Annotated in this window: 14 protein-coding genes; 12 read left to right on the top strand and 2 right to left on the bottom strand. The window is 64.3% G+C overall.

Annotated elements, in window-relative coordinates; translation table 11 throughout:
• Positions 1–186 precede the first annotated feature (186 nt).
• From AB7M33_RS26025 to AB7M33_RS25980, 10 genes are all read left to right on the top strand, one after another.
• Complete coding sequence (locus tag AB7M33_RS26025; protein WP_186683219.1) at positions 187–981, top strand: enoyl-CoA hydratase/isomerase family protein; 795 nt, start codon at positions 187–189, stop codon at positions 979–981.
• 27 nt (positions 982–1,008) lie between these two features.
• Positions 1,009–2,169 carry an acyl-CoA dehydrogenase family protein gene (locus tag AB7M33_RS26020; RefSeq protein WP_099453726.1) on the top strand — a complete coding sequence of 387 codons (1,161 nt, stop codon included), beginning with the start codon at positions 1,009–1,011 and terminating at the stop codon, positions 2,167–2,169.
• A gap of 18 nt (positions 2,170–2,187) precedes the next feature.
• Positions 2,188–4,305 carry an acetate--CoA ligase family protein gene (locus tag AB7M33_RS26015; protein WP_454243967.1) on the top strand — a complete coding sequence of 706 codons (2,118 nt, stop codon included), beginning with the start codon at positions 2,188–2,190 and terminating at the stop codon, positions 4,303–4,305.
• Positions 4,298–5,905 carry a 5-guanidino-2-oxopentanoate decarboxylase gene (locus AB7M33_RS26010; protein WP_454243966.1) on the top strand — a complete coding sequence of 536 codons (1,608 nt, stop codon included), beginning with the start codon at positions 4,298–4,300 and terminating at the stop codon, positions 5,903–5,905. Before AB7M33_RS26015 ends, AB7M33_RS26010 begins: the two co-directional genes overlap by 8 nt.
• A gap of 34 nt (positions 5,906–5,939) precedes the next feature.
• A complete protein-coding gene (gene alr, locus AB7M33_RS26005; protein ID WP_454243965.1) occupies positions 5,940–7,169 on the top strand; it encodes an alanine racemase in 1,230 nt (409 codons plus the stop codon).
• A 22-nt stretch (positions 7,170–7,191) separates the two neighbouring features.
• A complete protein-coding gene (locus tag AB7M33_RS26000; RefSeq protein WP_454243964.1) occupies positions 7,192–8,379 on the top strand; it encodes a pyridoxal phosphate-dependent aminotransferase in 1,188 nt (395 codons plus the stop codon).
• Complete coding sequence (locus AB7M33_RS25995) at positions 8,376–9,077, top strand: NAD(P)H-dependent oxidoreductase (protein ID WP_454243963.1); 702 nt, start codon at positions 8,376–8,378, stop codon at positions 9,075–9,077. Before AB7M33_RS26000 ends, AB7M33_RS25995 begins: the two co-directional genes overlap by 4 nt.
• Positions 9,078–9,328: 251 nt before the next feature.
• The gene (locus tag AB7M33_RS25990) at positions 9,329–10,432 is read left to right on the top strand and encodes a polyamine ABC transporter substrate-binding protein (RefSeq protein WP_099428982.1); all 1,104 of its coding nucleotides are present in this window, start codon (positions 9,329–9,331) and stop codon (positions 10,430–10,432) included.
• Positions 10,433–10,466: 34 nt separating this feature from the next.
• Complete coding sequence (locus AB7M33_RS25985; protein WP_454243962.1) at positions 10,467–11,879, top strand: aminotransferase; 1,413 nt, start codon at positions 10,467–10,469, stop codon at positions 11,877–11,879.
• Entirely contained in the window at positions 11,876–12,778 is a 903-nt protein-coding gene (locus tag AB7M33_RS25980) for a helix-turn-helix domain-containing protein (RefSeq protein WP_454243961.1), read from the top strand. The genes AB7M33_RS25985 and AB7M33_RS25980 overlap by 4 nt, the downstream gene beginning before the upstream one ends.
• Before the next feature lie 15 nt (positions 12,779–12,793).
• Here the strand turns inward: AB7M33_RS25980 and AB7M33_RS25975 are convergent, their stop codons facing one another.
• The gene (locus AB7M33_RS25975) at positions 12,794–13,885 is read right to left on the bottom strand and encodes a tartrate dehydrogenase (RefSeq protein ID WP_454243960.1); all 1,092 of its coding nucleotides are present in this window, start codon (positions 13,883–13,885) and stop codon (positions 12,794–12,796) included.
• Between the two features lie 97 nt (positions 13,886–13,982).
• Between AB7M33_RS25975 and AB7M33_RS25970 the strand changes: the two genes are divergently transcribed.
• A complete protein-coding gene (locus AB7M33_RS25970) occupies positions 13,983–14,894 on the top strand; it encodes a LysR substrate-binding domain-containing protein (protein ID WP_027593660.1) in 912 nt (303 codons plus the stop codon).
• Positions 14,895–15,120: 226 nt separating this feature from the next.
• Here the strand turns inward: AB7M33_RS25970 and AB7M33_RS25965 are convergent, their stop codons facing one another.
• Positions 15,121–15,603, bottom strand: a complete 483-nt coding sequence (locus AB7M33_RS25965; protein ID WP_027593659.1) for an Lrp/AsnC family transcriptional regulator — start codon at positions 15,601–15,603, stop codon at positions 15,121–15,123.
• 123 nt (positions 15,604–15,726) lie between these two features.
• On the opposite strand from AB7M33_RS25965, the gene AB7M33_RS25960 reads away from it, so the two are divergent.
• On the top strand, positions 15,727–16,761 hold the full coding sequence (locus AB7M33_RS25960; protein WP_454243959.1) for a histone deacetylase family protein: 1,035 nt from the start codon (positions 15,727–15,729) through the stop codon (positions 16,759–16,761).
• The last annotated feature ends 15 nt before the right edge of the window (positions 16,762–16,776 follow it).

The following is a 16,776-nucleotide window of genomic DNA, read 5'->3' as shown; positions in this document are numbered from 1 at the left end:
CAGGCATCGACATTGTTTTGAGCCTGCACTGGCCTCTTCGCAGCACAAGGCTGCCTCTACAAGGGAAGCGCAAGGATTTTGATCCGAGTTGTGCAAAGTTGTAACAACCCATCCCGCCTTGTTGAACACTCGTTTAGTATCACCTTCATCACGTCCTCCACCCCAATAACAACAGCGAGGCCTCCCATGACCACCCCGTCATCGTCAGTGTTGAGCAAGGTCGAAGCCGGCGTTGCCTGGCTCACCCTCAACCGCCCCGAGCAGCGCAACGCACTGGACATTCCCACCCTCAAGCAACTGCATGCCCTGCTCGACACCTGCAACAGCGACCCCGCCGTCCGTGTGGTGGTGCTGACCGGCAGCGGGCGCAGCTTCTGTGCCGGCGCCGACCTGGCGGAGTGGGCCGAGGCCGAGGCCCGTGGGGCACTGGAAAGCTACGGCTGGACCGAGACCGCCCACGCCCTGATGCTGCGCCTGCACAGCCTCGACAAACCGACCCTGGCCGCCATCAACGGCACCGCCGTCGGCGGCGGCATGGACCTGAGCCTGTGCTGTGACCTGCGCATCGCTGCTGCCTCGGCACGCTTCAAAGCCGGATACACCAGCATGGCCTACAGCCCCGATGCCGGCGCCAGCTGGCACCTGCCACGGCTGATTGGCAGCGAGCAGGCCAAACGCCTGTTGTTCCTCGACGAACTGTGGGGCGCCGAACGGGCCTTGGCGGCAGGGCTGGTGAGCGAGGTCTGCGCCGACGAGCAATTACCTGCGGTGGCCGCTGAACTGGCGGGCCGCCTGGCCAACGGCCCGACCTTCGCCTACGCGCAGACCAAGCGGCTGATCCGCGAAGGCGCCCAGCGCACCCTGGCCGAGCAACTCGAAGCCGAGCGCCAGGCCGGCTTGCTATGCGGGCGCAGCCAGGACGGCGCCGAGGCGCTCAAGGCCTCGGTAGAACGGCGCCCAGCACACTTCGTCGGCCAATAACCCGTTACCTCTTCAGGACCTTCGCAGATGAATTTCCAACTGACCCAAGAACAAGAAATGTTGGTGGATGCGGTACGCAGCTTCGTGGCCAAGGAACTGCTGCCCCATGAAGAAGCGGTAGACCGTGCCGACGCGGTGTCGCCGGAACTGGCTGCGCAGATCCGCGGCAAGGCCATCGCCGCCGGGTTCTATGCCTTCAACATGCCTGAAGAAGTCGGCGGCGGTGGCCTCGATTACCTGTCCCAAGCGCTGATCGAGCGCGAGTTGTCCAAGGTTTCCTGGGCGCTGCACGTATTCGTAGCGCGCCCTTCGAAGATTCTCATGGCCTGCAAGGACCAGCAGATCACCGACTACCTGCTGCCGTGCGTACAGGGCGAAAAGACCGATTGCTTCGCCCTTACCGAGCCTGGCGCGGGCTCTGACGCCAACGCCATCAAGACCCGCGCCGTGCGCCAGGGCGATGACTTCGTGATCAACGGCAGCAAACACTTCATCAGCCACGCCGGGCATGCCGACTTCGCCATCGTCTTCGCGGTGACCGACACCTACGAGCACAACGGGCGCAAACGCAATGCGGTCACCGCCTTGCTGGTCGACCGGGACACCCCCGGCATGACCATCCGCCGCGGGCCCAAGTGCGTGAGCAACCGCGGCTACCACACCTACGAGCTGTTCTTCGACGACTGCCGGGTGCCAGCCAGCAACGTGCTGGGCGAAGTCGGCAAAGGCTGGGAGGTGGCCAACGCCTGGCTTACCGCTGGCCGGGTGATGGTCGCCGCCAACTGCGTCGGCCAGGCCCAGCGAGCATTGGACGCATCGCTGCAGTGGGCCGCCGACCGCAAGCAATTTGGCCAGCCCATCGGCAGCTACCAAGGTGTGTCGTTCAAGCTGGCGGACATGGCCACGCAGATCCGCGCCGCCGAACTGCTCACCCTGCACACCGCCTGGAAGATGGACCAGGGCAGCATGACCGATGGCGAGGCGGGCATGGCCAAGCTGTTTGCCAGCGAAGTGCTGGGCAAGGTCGCTGACGAAGCCGTGCAGATTTTTGGCGGCATGGGCCTGATGGATGAGGGGCCGGTCGAGCGCATCTGGCGCAACGCCCGCATCGAGCGGATCTGGGAGGGCACGTCGGAAATCCAGCGGCACATCATTTCCCGTGAGCTGCTGCGCCCGTTGCTGCGCTGATCGACCTGGAGACTCAGCATGTCGCATTCCAATCGTGACAACCTCAAGCGCCTGCTGGCCCCACGGCACCTGGCCTTCGTGGGCGGGCGCAGCATGGCCCGTGCCCTCAAGCGCTGTGCCGAAGGCGGCTTTGCCGGCCCGCTGTGGCTGGTCAACCCGCAACACGCGAGCCTGGAGGGCATCCCTTGCGTGGCGCGGGTGGCAGACCTGCCATGCGCCCCAGACGCGGTGTTCATCGCCACCCACCGTGAACTGACCCTGCAGTGTGTCGCGGAACTGGCCGCCATCGGTGCCGGTGGCGCCATCTGCTACGCCTCGGGCTTCGCCGAAAGCGGTGAACAAGGCCGCCTGTTGCAGCAGCGCCTGCTTGAGGCCGCCGGCAGCATGGCTTTGCTTGGCCCCAACTGCTATGGCCTGCTCGACTACTTGCACGGCGCGGCCCTATGGCCGGTGGCCCATGGCGGCAAGCAGGTGGAGCAGGGCGTGGCGATCCTGACCCAGAGCGGCAATTTTGCCTACAACCTGTCCATGAGCGACCGCTCGCTGCCGGTGGCCTACATGGCATCGGTCGGCAACCAGGCGCAGTTGGGCGTGGCCGAGTTGATGGACGTGCTGCTCGACGACCCACGGGTGACTGCTATCGGCTTGCACCTCGAGGGCCTGAAAAACGTGCCGGGCTTTGCCCGCGCCGCCTACAAGGCACTGCAACAGGGCATCCCGATCATTGCCCTGAAAACCGGCGTGTCGCAGATCGGCGCTGAACTGGCGCTCAGCCACACCAGTTCGCTGTCAGGCTCCGATGCCCTGTACGACAGCCTGTTCCAGCGCCTGGGTGTGATCCGCGTGAGTGGCCCGGTGAGCTTCGTCGAGACCCTCAAGGCTGCCGCCTGTGGCCGTTTGCCGGCCGGCGACCGGCTGGTCGCCCTGGCCTGTTCGGGCGGCGATGCGGGCTTGATCGCCGACTACGCCGAGCGCAACCAGTTGCGCCTGCCCGCGCTGGCGCCAGGGCAGGTGAGGGCACTGGCCGAGGTACTTCCGGCCTACGCCAACCTGGTCAATCCGCTGGACTTCACAACAGCGATCTGGGGCGATGAAGTGGCCCTGCAACAGATGCTCGACAGCACCCTGGGCGCTGACACCGATGCCGCCATGCTGGTGCTCGACTACCCCGCAGCGTTCACCGGTGAGCGCAAGGAATGCGACCTATTGCTGGCGCTTTACTGCGACGCCCTGGCGCGCCACGGCAAGATCGGCTTCGTCACCTCGGCGTTCCCCGAGCTGTTGCCAGCCTCGGCCCGTGAGCGCCTGCATGCCCATGGCATCGCCGCGCTGCAAGGCGTGGAAGATGGCCTGGCAGCGTGGGGGCGGATCGTGGCCTATCAGCGCAACCGCCAGCGGCTGCTGGAACAGGGCGAGGCGGCGCAGGTGCCGCTGTGCCCACGGCCCCTCGCAGGTGAAAGCCGCCTGCTGGACGAATGGCAGTCCAAGCAGGCCCTGAGTGCGTTTGGCCTGCCGGTGCCAGGCGGGGTGCTGAGTACCCCGGAGCACGCGCTAAACGATGCCAACCGCGTTGGCTACCCGCTGGTGCTCAAGGCGGTCAGTGCGCAGTTGCCGCACAAGACCGAAGCCGGTGCGGTGGCGTTGAACCTGCGTGATGCCGCAGCGCTGCAGGCCGCCCTGGCGCAGATGCGCCAGCGCATCGACGCCTATGCGCCGGGGGTGGCGTTCGACCAGGTCTTGCTCGAACCCATGGCGCCGCCGCCCTTGGCCGAGTTGATCGTCGGCATCAAGCGTGAAAACGACTTTGCCCTGGCCTTGGTGATCGGGGCGGGCGGTGTGCTGGTGGAGCTGCTTAAAGACAGCGTCAGCCTGTTGCTGCCCACCACCGACAGCGCCATTCGCGCCGCACTGCTTGGCCTGCGCAGCGCCAGCCTGCTGCAGGGTTTTCGGGGGCGCCCGGCTGCCGACCTGGATGCCCTGGTGGCGGCGATCCGCGCGGTGGCCGACTACGCCTGCGAAAACGCCGGGCAGCTGCTGGAACTGGATGTGAACCCATTGATGGTCGGTGCCCACGGCACCACCGCGGTCGATGCGCTGATCCGCCTCGGCCAGCCGCAAGGAGATCAGCATGAATGAGCACTCGATGACCGCCGGCCAGGCGCTGGTACGGCTGCTGGCCAACTATGGGGTGGATACCGTGTTCGGCATCCCAGGGGTGCATACCCTGGAGCTGTACCGCGGCTTGCCCGGCAGTGGCATCCGCCATGTGCTGACGCGGCATGAGCAGGGCGCGGGCTTCATGGCCGATGGTTACGCCCGGGTCAGCGGCAGGCCGGGCGTGTGTTTTGTCATCACCGGCCCAGGCGTGACCAATGCCGCCACTGCCATCGGCCAGGCCTATGCCGACTCGATCCCGTTGCTGGTGATATCCAGCGTCAACCACACCGCCAGCCTGGGCAAAGGTTGGGGCTGCCTGCACGAAACCCAGGACCAGCGCGCCATGACCGCGCCGATCACGGCGTTCTCCGCCGTGGCACTGAGCGCTGAAGACCTGCCCGAGCTGATTGCCCGTGCCTGGGCAGTGTTCGACAGCGAACGCCCGCGCCCGGTGCACATCTCGGTCCCGCTGGACGTGCTGGCCGCGCCGGTTGCCCGCGACTGGAGCGACGCGGTGGTACGTCGCCCTGGGCGCGGCCAGCCCGACCGGGGCACGCTGGAGCAGGCCGCGCTGAAACTGGCCGCAGCGAAACGGCCAATGATCATCGCTGGCGGTGGTGCTCTGCAGGCTGCCGCGCAACTCGAACAGTTGAGCACTCGCTTGGCAGCGCCGCTGTTCACCAGCGTCGCCGGCAAGGGCCTGCTGCCGCCTGAGGCGCCATTGAATGCGGGTTCTAGCCTGTGCGTTGCGCCGGGCTGGCAGATGATCAGCGAAGCCGATGTGGTGTTGGCGGTGGGTACCGAAATGGCCGATACCGACTTCTGGCGCGAGCGCCTGCCGCTCACGGGTGAGTTGCTGCGAGTCGACATCGACCCACGCAAGTTCAACGATTTTTACCCGTGTGCAGTGGCCTTGCACGGCGATGCTCGACAAACCCTCGACGGTTTGCTGGCGCACCTGCCCGAGGTCGAGCGCGACCCTTGCCAGGCCATCGAAGCGGTGGCCGGCCTGCGCCAGGCCATTCGCACCGGGCACGCACCGTTGCAGGCCATCCACCAGGCCATTCTCGACCGCATCGACGCGGTGCTGCCAGACAACGCCTTCATCAGCAGCGACATGACCCAACTGGCCTACACCGGCAACTACGCCTTTGCCAGCCGGGCGCCGCGCAGTTGGTTGCACCCCACCGGTTACGGCACCCTCGGCTATGGCTTGCCGGCGGGTATCGGCGGCATGCTCGCCACTGACCATCGCCCCGGCCTGGTGCTGGTGGGCGACGGCGGCTTCCTCTACACCGCCCAGGAGCTGGCTACCGCCGTCGAGGAACTGGACCGGCCGTTGGTGGTATTGCTGTGGAACAATGACGCCCTTGGCCAGATCCGCGACGATATGCTCGGCCTGGATATCGAGCCGGTCGGCGTACTGCCGCGCAACCCTGATTTCATCGGCCTGGCCCGTGCGTTTGGCTGCGCGGTGCGTCAGCCACGTGACCTGGATGCCTTGCAGGCTGACCTGGCCGACGGCTTCGCCACGCCAGGCGTGACCTTTATCGAACTCAAACATACCTGCGTCTGCTGACCGCAGCGCATCGTCCATAACAAGAGAAACCACCATGCAATTTCGCCGTACGCTCCTCGCTGCCTCCCTGGCCCTGCTGATCACCGGCCAAGCCCCGCTGTATGCCGCGCCGCCGCTGTCGATGGACAACGGCAGCACCGCGCTGACCGTGCAAAACAGCAACGCCTGGGTCGAGATCAGTGCCAGTGCCTTGCAACACAACATTCGCACCCTGCAAGCGGAGCTGGGTGGCAAGTCCAAGCTGTGCGCCGTGCTCAAGGCCGACGCCTACGGCCACGGTATTGGCCTGGTGATGCCGTCGGTGATCGCCCTTGGCGTGCCTTGCGTGGCGGTCGCCAGCAACGAGGAAGCCCGCGTGGTGCGGGCCAGCGGCTTCACTGGGCAACTGGTGCGGGTACGCCTGGCCAGCCTGAGCGAGCTGGAAGATGCCCTGCAATACGACATGGAAGAGCTGGTCGGCAGCGCCGAGTTCGCCCGCCAGGCCGATGCCATCGCCGAGCGCCATGGCAAGACTTTGCGCATTCACCTGGCGCTCAACTCCAGCGGCATGAGCCGTAACGGCGTGGAAATGGCCAGCTGGAGCGGGCGAGGTGAGGCACTGCAGATCACCGACCAGAAGCACCTCAAGCTGGTGGCGTTGATGACCCACTTCGCCGTTGAAGACAAGGATGACGTGCGCAAGGGCTTGGCAGCGTTCAACGAGCAGGCCGACTGGTTGATCAAACATGCCAAGCTCGACCGCCGCCAACTGACCCTGCACGCCGCCAACTCGTTCGCCACCCTGGAGGTACCGGAAGCACGCCTGGACATGGTCCGCACCGGCGGTGCGCTGTTCGGCGACACCGTGCCCGAGCGTACCGAGTACAAGCGTGCCATGCAGTTCAAGTCGCGAGTGGCGGCGGTGCACAGCTACCCGGCTGGCAACACTGTCGGCTATGACCGCACCTTCACCCTGGCGCGCGACTCGCGCCTGGCCAATATCACCGTCGGCTATTCCGACGGCTACCGCCGGGTGTTCACCAACAAGGGCCATGTGCTGATCAACGGCCACCGCGTGCCGGTGGTGGGCAAGGTATCGATGAACACCTTGATGGTGGATGTCACCGACTTCCCCGACGTCAAGAACGGCAACGAAGTGGTGCTGTTCGGCAAACAGGCCGGTGGCGAGATTACCCAGGGCGAGATGGAGGAAATCAACGGCGCTTTACTGGCCGACCTCTACACCGTGTGGGGCAGCTCGAACCCCAAGATTCTCGTCGATTGACCGCATTTGAAGGGAGACTGCCATGCGCTATGCCAAGCTGACCCAACGCATCGCCGGTGACGGTGCTGCCGCCTGGGACATCCACTACCGCGCCCTGGCGATGCAGGCCGAGGGCAAGGACGTTCTGCTGCTGTCGGTGGGCGACCCGGACTTCGACACCCCGGCCCCCATCGTTGAAGCGGCCATCGACAGCCTGCGTGCCGGCCACACCCATTACGCCGATGTACGCGGCAAACTCGCGCTGCGCCAGGCCATTGCCGATCGCCACCGGCAGCGCAGCGGCCAGCCCGTCAGTGCTGACCAGGTCACGGTACTGGCGGGCGCCCAGTGCGCTTTGTTCTGCGTGGCCCAGTGTGTGCTCGACCCGAGTGATGAAGTGATCGTCGCCGAGCCGATGTACGTCACTTACGAGGCGGTGTTCGGTGCCTGTGGTGCCACGGTGGTGCCGGTGCCGGTCAAGCCGGAGAACGGTTTTCGGGTGTGCCCGCAGGACGTGGCCGCGCGCATCACCCCCCGCACCCGCGCCCTGGCCTTGAACAGCCCGCACAACCCCTCGGGCGCGAGCTTGCCGCGCTCGACCTGGGAGGCGTTGGCCGAGCTGTGCGTCGCCCACGACCTGTGGCTGATCTCCGACGAGGTGTACAGCGAACTGTTGTACGAAGGCGAGCATGTCAGCCCGGGCAGCCTGCCCGGCATGGCCGAGCGCACCGCAACCCTCAACAGCCTGTCTAAATCCCATGCCATGACCGGCTGGCGGGTGGGCTGGGTGGTGGGCTCGCCTGAGCTGGCCACGCACCTGGAGAACCTGGCGCTGTGCATGCTCTATGGCTCGCCGGACTTTATCCAGGACGCCGCCGTGGTGGCCTTGAATCAGCCCTTGCCCGCCCTTGAGGCGATGCGCGACGCCTATCGCCAGCGCCGGGACCTGGTGTGCGAACAGCTGGCCGGTTGCCCGGGCGTCAAGGCGCTCAAACCCGACGGTGGCATGTTCGTGATGGTCGATATCCGCGAAACCGGCCTCAGTGCCCAGGCCTTCGCTGACCGCCTGCTGGACCGCGAAGGTGTGTCGGTATTGGCGGGAGAAGCCTTTGGCCCGAGCGCCGCCGGGCATATTCGCCTGGGGTTGGTGGTAGGCGCCGAAGCCTTGGCCGAGGCGTGCCAGCGCATTGCCCGGTGTGCGGGTGAACTGATGCAAGGAGAACTGTCGTGAATGTCCTGATCGTCCATGCTCACCCCGAGCCGCAATCCTTCACCGCCGCCCTGCGTGACCAGGCGGTGGCTACCTTTCGCGCCCAGGGCCACGCGGTCAAGGTCAGCGACCTGTATGCCATGGGCTGGAACCCGGTGGCCAGTGCGGACGATTTCGCCACGCGAGAGAACCCCGAGTACCTGGTGTATGCGCTGGAGCAGCGCCTGGGGGTGAAGAGCGGCGCCATTGCCGCAGATATCCAGCAAGAGCTGGACAAGCTGTTATGGGCCGATTTGCTGGTGTTGAACTTCCCAGTCTTCTGGTTCTCGGCGCCGGCCATGCTCAAGGGCTGGATCGACCGGGTGCTGGTGTCGGGTGTCTGTTATGGCGGCAAGCGCTTCTACGACCAGGGTGGGCTGGCCGGCAAGAAGGCACTGGTGACGGTGACCCTTGGCGGGCGTGAGCACATGTTTGGCGAAGGGGCTATCCATGGGCCGCTCGAGGACATGTTGCGGCCGATTCTGCGGGGGACGCTGGCGTACGTTGGCTTCGACGTGCTGCCGCCGTTTGTGGCTTGGCATGTGCCGTATATCAGCGACGAAGCGCGGCAGGGTTTTCTGCAGCAGTACCAGCAGCGTCTGGAGCAGTTGGCGGATGATCACCCGCTGGTGTTCCCGCGGTTGGCGCAGTTCGATGAGGCGTTGTACCCGCTGGCGTGAATCAACCCGAGTTTGAGTCGATTGATCCGGCCCTATCGCCGGCAAGCCGGCTCCCACACTTACCGCACCGACTCTGAATTGTGTGCGATACCTGTGGGAGCCGGCTTGCCGGCGATAGGGCTATGAGTACCTACCAATGAGTATCTGCCCAAAAACGACCACCCACACATTCGGGGTATGTTGCCCTCAAGCAAATCCCCCGATAGTGAACCCATCGGCTCGTTCCGGAGCAGTCACACGATGGAGTTGCTATGCGCAAGGCACTGAAGGTGATTGGCAGCCTGTTGCTGGCGTCGACCGCGACGCAGGCACTGGCGGTAGAGGGGGACAGCGGTAACACGTTAAGGCTGTACAACTGGACCGACTACATCGGCGAAACCACCTTGGCCGACTTCGAGAAGGCCACCGGCATCAAGGTCATCTACGACACCTTCGATGGCTACGAAACCGTCCAGACCAAATTGCTCACCGGCCGCTCCGGCTACGACCTGGTAATGCTCAACGCCTCCCTGGTACCCCCGTTGATCCAAGCCGGCGTGTTCCAGCCGCTGGACAAGCAGCAACTGCCCAGCTGGCATAACCTGGACGAGCAGGTGGTGAGCAACCTGCAAGGTTACGACCCCGGCCTCAAGTACTCGGCACCCTATACCTGGGGCAGCTCCGGGATCACTTACAACGTCGACAAGATCACCGCGCGCATGCCCGATGCACCGATCGGCTCGCTGGCCATGCTGTTCGACCCCAAGATCGTTTCGCGCTTCGCCGACTGCGGTGTCACCCTGATGGACGCGCCGACCGAGGTGATCCCGCTGGCCCTGCAGTACCTGGGCAAGGACCCCCGCAGCGCAGCGCCCGCCGACCTCAAGGCTGCCGAGCAGCTGCTGATGGGCATTCGCCCGTACATTCGCAAGTTCGACTCGGTCAACTACCTCACCAGCCTGCCCAACGGCGATGTCTGCCTGGCCCTGACCTGGTCAGGTGACTACGCCACCGCCCAGGCCCGTGCCATAGAAGCGAAAAAGGCCATCAAGCTGGCGTTCTTCATCCCCAAGGAAGGCTCGCTGATCTGGTTCGACAACCTCTACATCCCCAAAGACGCGCCGCACGCGGCCAATGCTCACCGCTTCATCGAGTTTCTGCTGCAGCCGCAGACCATGGCCAAGGTCACCGACTTCATCCACTACGCCAACAGCAATGCCGCTGCCACGGCGCTGGTGCACGCCGACATCCGCCAAGACCCGGCGATCTACCCCGATGCCCAGACCCGCCAACGCCTGTTCGCCCAGAAGACCCAGAGCCCCAAGGACATGCGCGCCATCACCCGGGTCTGGAGCACGGTCAAGACCGGTTTCTGAACACTGCCAACCGATTCCCGCCAAGGAGCTGCCCATGGCCACACCCAGCAAAGCATTCGCCATTGCCCACGACCCACTGGTGGACGCCGACAAGGCCCACTACATGCACGGCTACCATGTGTTCGACGAGCACCGCGAGCAAGGTGCGCTGAACATCGTCGAAGGTGAGGGCGCCTACATCCGAGACACCCACGGCAACCGTTTTCTCGATGCGGTCGGCGGCATGTGGTGCACCAACATCGGCCTGGGCCGTGAAGAGATGGCCCTGGCCATTGCCGACCAGGTGCGCAAGCTGGCCTACTCCAACCCGTTCTCCGACATGGCCAATGACGTCGCTATCGCGCTGTGCCGGAAGCTCGCGCAACTGGCGCCAGGTGACCTCGACCACGTATTTCTCACCACCGGTGGCTCTACCGCCGTCGATACCGCCTACCGGCTGATTCAGTACTACCAGAACTGCCGGGGCAAGCCGCACAAGAAGCACGTCATCGCGCGCTACAACGCCTATCACGGCTCCACCACCCTGACCATGGCGATTGGCAACAAGGCTGCCGACCGCGTGCCAGAGTTCGACTACGCCCATGACTTGATCCACCATGTCTCCAACCCCAACCCGTACCGTGCCCCGGACGACATGGACGAGGCCGAGTTCCTCGACTTCCTGGTGGCCGAGTTCGAGGACAAGATCCTCTCCCTGGGCGCCGACAATGTGGCGGCGTTCTTCGCCGAGCCGATCATGGGCTCGGGCGGGGTGATCATCCCGCCCAAGGGCTACTTCGAGCGTATGTGGCAGGTGTGCCAGACCTACGACATCCTGTTCGTCGCCGACGAGGTGGTGACCTCGTTCGGCCGACTGGGCACCTTCTTCGCCAGCGAGGAACTGTTCGGCGTCACGCCAGACATCATCACCACCGCCAAGGGCCTGACCTCGGCCTACTTGCCGCTGGGCGCGTGCATCTTCTCCGAGCGGATCTGGCAGGTGATCGCCGAGCCGGGCAAGGGCCGCTGCTTCACCCATGGGTTCACTTACAGCGGGCACCCGGTGTGCTGCACGGCGGCATTGAAGAACATCGAAATCATCGAACGCGAGCAGCTGCTGGCGCACGTCAAGGACGTGGGCAGCTACCTGGAGCAACGGCTGCAAACCTTGCGCGATCTGCCTTTGGTGGGGGATGTGCGTTGCCTGAAACTGATGGCCTGTGTCGAGTTCGTTGCGGACAAAGCCAGCAAGGCGCTGTTCCCTGATGCGGTCAACATCGGTGAGCGCATCCACAGCAAAGCCCAGGCCAAGGGGCTGCTGGTGCGGCCGATCATGCACCTGAACGTGATGTCGCCGCCGTTGATCATCACGCATGCGCAAGTCGACGAGATCGTCGAAACCCTGCGCCAGTGCATCATCGAAACGGCGCGCGAACTGACCGCGCAAGGGCTGTACCAAGGGCGATGAGCCTGGCGCAAAGGGCTGTGCGTGGGCGGGCCTGGCAGGCTAGACTGCCGGGCATGACCCAGGCCACTTCCGACACTCCGCTCACCCTCTCGCTGGGGGCGCTGCAGCACTGGCATGCAGCGCTGCAGCGTGCGCTCGCCCACTGTGAATCAGCCGATGCCCTGAGCTACGTGGCGGCTGCGATCAGCCAACTGGTGCAGGTCGAGTCGATGATGATCAGCCTCGAATGCCAGGGGCGTGCACCGCGCCTGCTGTACAAGCAGGGCATCCCCGAGGTGCATCGTGATGCGGTGCTCGAGCGTTATTTCAGCGCGGGCTACCTGCTCGACCCCTTTTGCCTGGCCGTGCAGAGTGGCTTGGCCGAAGGGTTCTATCACTTGCAGGAAATCGCCCCGGACAACTTCTTCGACAGCGACTACTACAAGGCCTACTACCTGGGCACCGGCTGCAGTGAAGACAGTTACTACATCGTCGACCTCAGCGAGGGCCGCAAGCTTTCGTTCAGCTTGTTTCAGGGGTGCAGTGGCACGCGTTTGAGCAGCGGGCAGATCGACCTGTTGCGGGCGGTCGAGCCAATGGTGCGCGAGCTGCTGGTGCGTTATGCCCGCTACAACCTTGAACCTGCCACGGCCTTGGCTGAACAGGGCAGTGTACAGGCAGCGTTCGAGAGTTTTGGCTGCCAGGTGCTTACGGATCGTGAGCGTGAAGTGGCGCACATGATCTTGCGCGGGCACTCGGTGAAGTCCACGGCGGTGGAGTTGGGGATCTCGCCGGAGACCGTGCGCATGCACCGCAAGAATTTGTACCTGAAGCTTGAGATCAATTCACAGTCGGAGCTGTTTGCGCGGTTTATCGACTGGTTGCGCCAGGGTGCCGTCGAGCACACCCAGGCGTTGTAGGCGCGGCCCTGGGCGTCAGGCCTCGATCAGGGCAGTGATAGCCCGGCCGACTTCCTGGGTGGACTTGTGGCCGCCCATGTCGCGGGTGGTGTTGCCTGCGGCGATGACCTGCTCGGTGGCCTTGAGGATATCATCGTGAGCGGCGCGGTAGCGCGGGTCGGCACCGTCGTTGCCGAGGAATTCGAGCATCAGCGCTCCGGACCAGATCATCGCGATCGGGTTGGCGATGTTCTTGCCGAAGATGTCCGGCGCCGAGCCGTGTACCGGTTCGAACAGGGACGGGAACTTGCGTTCGGGGTTGAGGTTGGCCGAAGGGGCGATGCCGATGGTGCCTGCGCAGGCCGGGCCGAGGTCGGAAAGGATGTCGCCGAACAGGTTAGAGGCCACGACCACGTCGAAGCGGTCCGGTTGCAGCACGAAGCGGGCGCAGAGGATATCAATGTGCTGCTTGTCCCAGCTGATTTCCGGATAATTGGCAGCCATGGCTGCGGTGCGTTCGTCCCAGTACGGCATGCTCACGGCCATGCCGTTGGACTTGGTGGCCGAGGTGACGTGTTTGCGCGCGCGGGTTTGTGCCACGTCGAAGGCGTATTTGAGGATGCGGTCGACCCCACGGCGGGTGAACACCGATTCTTGCAGCACAATCTCGTTTTCGGTGCCTTCGAACATGCGCCCGCCCAGGGACGAGTACTCGCCTTCGGTGTTCTCGCGGATCACCACGAAGTCGATGTCGCCGGGTGCGCGGCCGGCCAGCGGGCACGGCACGCCCGGGAACAGGCGCACCGGGCGAATGTTCACGTACTGGTCGAAGTCGCGGCGGAACTTGAGCAGCGAGCCCCACAGCGAGATGTGGTCCGGGACCTTGTCGGGCCAGCCGACTGCGCCGAAGTACAGGGCGTCGAAGCCTTTGAGCTGCTCGAACCAGTCGTCCGGCATCATCTTGCCGTGGGCCAGGTAGTAATCGCAGCTGGCCCACTCGAAGAACTCGAAGCTGATGGCCAGGCCGTGCTTGCGAGCGGCAGCCTCGACCACGCGAATGCCTTCGGGGAGCACTTCGGTGCCGATGCCGTCACCGGGGATGGCTGCGATTCTGAATGTCTTGGTCATGGGGCGCACTCGTTGGCTAGGGAACAGGTGCGAGCCATGCTATAAGGCCTTCAATCGGAGATAATCCAGCCTTTCATGGATTCTTGGAACACGAAGCGTGAATAATCTGCCCAACCTCGATGACCTCAATATCTTTCTGCAGGTGGCCAAGCGCGCCAGCTTTGCCGCCGTGGCCGACGAACTGGGCATGTCGGCGGCGTACATCAGCAAACGCATTCGCGTGCTCGAGCAAAACCTGGAGGTGCGTTTGCTGCACCGCACCACGCGGCGGGTGACGATCAGCGAAGAGGGTGAGCGGGTGTACCAGTGGGCGCTGCAGATTTTCGATGCGGTGCAGCGCATGGGCGATGACATCAGTGCCCAGCACCGCGAACCGGCAGGGCAACTGCGCATCGCCAGCAGCTTGGGCCTGGGGCGCAGGTTCGTGGCCCCAGCCTTGTCGGAACTGGCCGAGCGCTACCCGCGTCTGGATATTCGGCTGGACGTGCATGACCGCCTGGTGGACCTGATCGAGGAGGGGGTCGACCTGGACATCCGCGTGGGCAATACCATTGCGCCCAACCTGATCGCCAAGCTGCTGGCCAAGAACCGTCGGGTGCTCTGTGCTTCACCTGCGTACCTGGCGCGGCAAGGCACACCGAAAGTGCTGGCCGACCTGGGCAGCCATGACTGCCTGGTGATCAAGGAGCGCGACCACCCGTTTGGTATCTGGCAGCTCGAAGGCCCTGAGGGCCAAGAAAGCGTGCGGGTGACGGGGGGATTGTCCAGCAACCATGGCGAGGTGGCGCACCAGTGGTGCCTGGATGGGCGCGGAATATTGTTGCGGTCCTGGTGGGATGTGCACGACAGCCTGCTGGATGGGCGCCTGGTGCAGGTGTTGAGTGACTATCACCAGCCGGCGGATATCTGGGCCGTGTATACCTCGCCGCTGGCGAGTTCGGCCAAGGTGCGGGTGGCAGTGGATTTCTTCCGGCAGTATTTTGCCGAGCGGTATAGGTTGCCAGGGTAGCCGGGCTTTCGTGTTGTGGCGCCTATGCGATCGAGCGCCGCACGCGCGGCGCTTCGCAGCACAAGGCTGCTCCTACAGTTGTTTCGCAACGCCTGTACCAGCGCGCGCGACCGCCTCAGGAATAATTGGCCCGAAAAAATGTAGGAGCAGCCTTGTGCTGCGAAGCGCCGCGCGTGCGGCGCCCGATCTCATAAACGCCCCAAAAACCAAGTCAGGCACCCAACGCCTACCTCACCGGTATCCGGCTAACCGCCTTGATTTCCCGCAGGGCCAGGCTCGACTGGATCGACGCTATGCCAGGTTGCCGCCGCAACACGTCTTCGACGAAACGGCCATAGCTTTCCAGGTCGGTCGCCAGCACCGTCAGCACGTAATCAGCCTCACCCGTGACCTTGTGGCAGGACAATACCTGCGGCAATTTCAGAATCACCTGCTCGAAGTCGTCAGGTGCTTCGGCCGAATGGTTGCCGAAGCGCACCTGGGCGAAGGCCATGACGTCATAACCCAGTTTCTTGCGGTCCAGGTTGGCCTGGTAGTCCTTGATCAGGCCCAGCTCCTCCAGGCGTTTGCGCCTACGCCAGCAGGGCGTCACGGTCATCGACAGGCGCTCGCCCAAGGCGGCGCTGGACAAGGTGCCGTCCTCCTGCAGCAGGCGCAGCAGTTCGCGGTCTACTTCGTCCAGTTCTTCGTAAGCAAAGGCTTTGCTCATTATGGGGCTACCGGGTGAATGTTTCGCTCAAGCATCCGGTTTGGCTGAGCATAAAGCAAAGCATTTTCAGCGGTCTGTCGCGAAAATTGGTTATCCGATACCACCTTGAAAAAGGACATTCGCGTGCTGACAGTCTTTAGTAACAAACACCGCTTGCACCATGGCTCCGAGCTCAAGGACGGGGCCATCACGCCGTCATTCGAGAACCCTCAGCGTGCCGATACCGTGCTGGCGCGTGTGCAGTCCACCGGCCTTGGCGATGTCATCGCCGAGCAATCGTTTGACCGTGCCTGCTATGTCGCGGCGCACAGCGAGCGCTATGTGAGCTTTCTGGAAAGTGCCTGGGCAGAATGGACCGCCACCGGCAAGACCCATGATGCGCTGCCGCTGGTATGGCCGGTGCGCGACCTGGCCATCGACCGGGAGCCGGGCTTCATCGATGGCAAACTGGGCTTCTACGCCATGGACGCCGGCGCGCCGATTACCGGCGGCACCTGGGAAGCTGTGCGCAGCAGTGCCAACGTGGCACTGACCGGCATGCAGCGTGTAATCGATGGCGCGCCCAGTGCCTTCGCCCTGTGCCGCCCCCCTGGGCACCATGCGGCCCGCGAATACATGGGCGGCTATTGCTACCTCAACAATGCCGCCATTGCCGCCGAACGCTGCCTGAGCCAGGGTGCACGGCGCGTGGCCGTGCTGGACGTGGATTTCCACCACGGCAACGGCACGCAGAACATTTTCTATGACCGCCCCGATGTGTTTTTCGCCTCGATCCACGGTGATCCGCATGTGTCCTACCCGTACTTCTCCGGCTATGCCCACGAACAGGGCGCGGGGGCCGGGGAGGGCTTCAATGCCAACTACCCGCTGGGCAAAGGCACCCTCTGGGCGCAGTACCGGCTGGCGTTGCAGGACGCGCTCAAGCGCGTTGTCGCGCACCAGCCGGACTTTCTTGTCGTGTCGCTTGGCGTCGATACCTTCGAGGACGACCCGATCAGCCACTTCAAGCTCACCAGCGAAGACTTCCTGCGCCTGGGCGCGGAGATCGCACGCGTAGGCATCCCGACGCTGTTCGTGATGGAGGGCGGCTACATGGTCGATGAAATCGGCATCAATGCCGTGAACACGTTGCAAGGGTTCGAAGGCGCGGTTCGATAGCACACCGTGGCAAGG

The organism is Pseudomonas sp. Y3 TE3536 (assembly GCF_053629175.1).
Note: the sequence above shows the minus strand (reverse complement) of the source record. Positions and strands in the feature narration are given on the sequence as shown.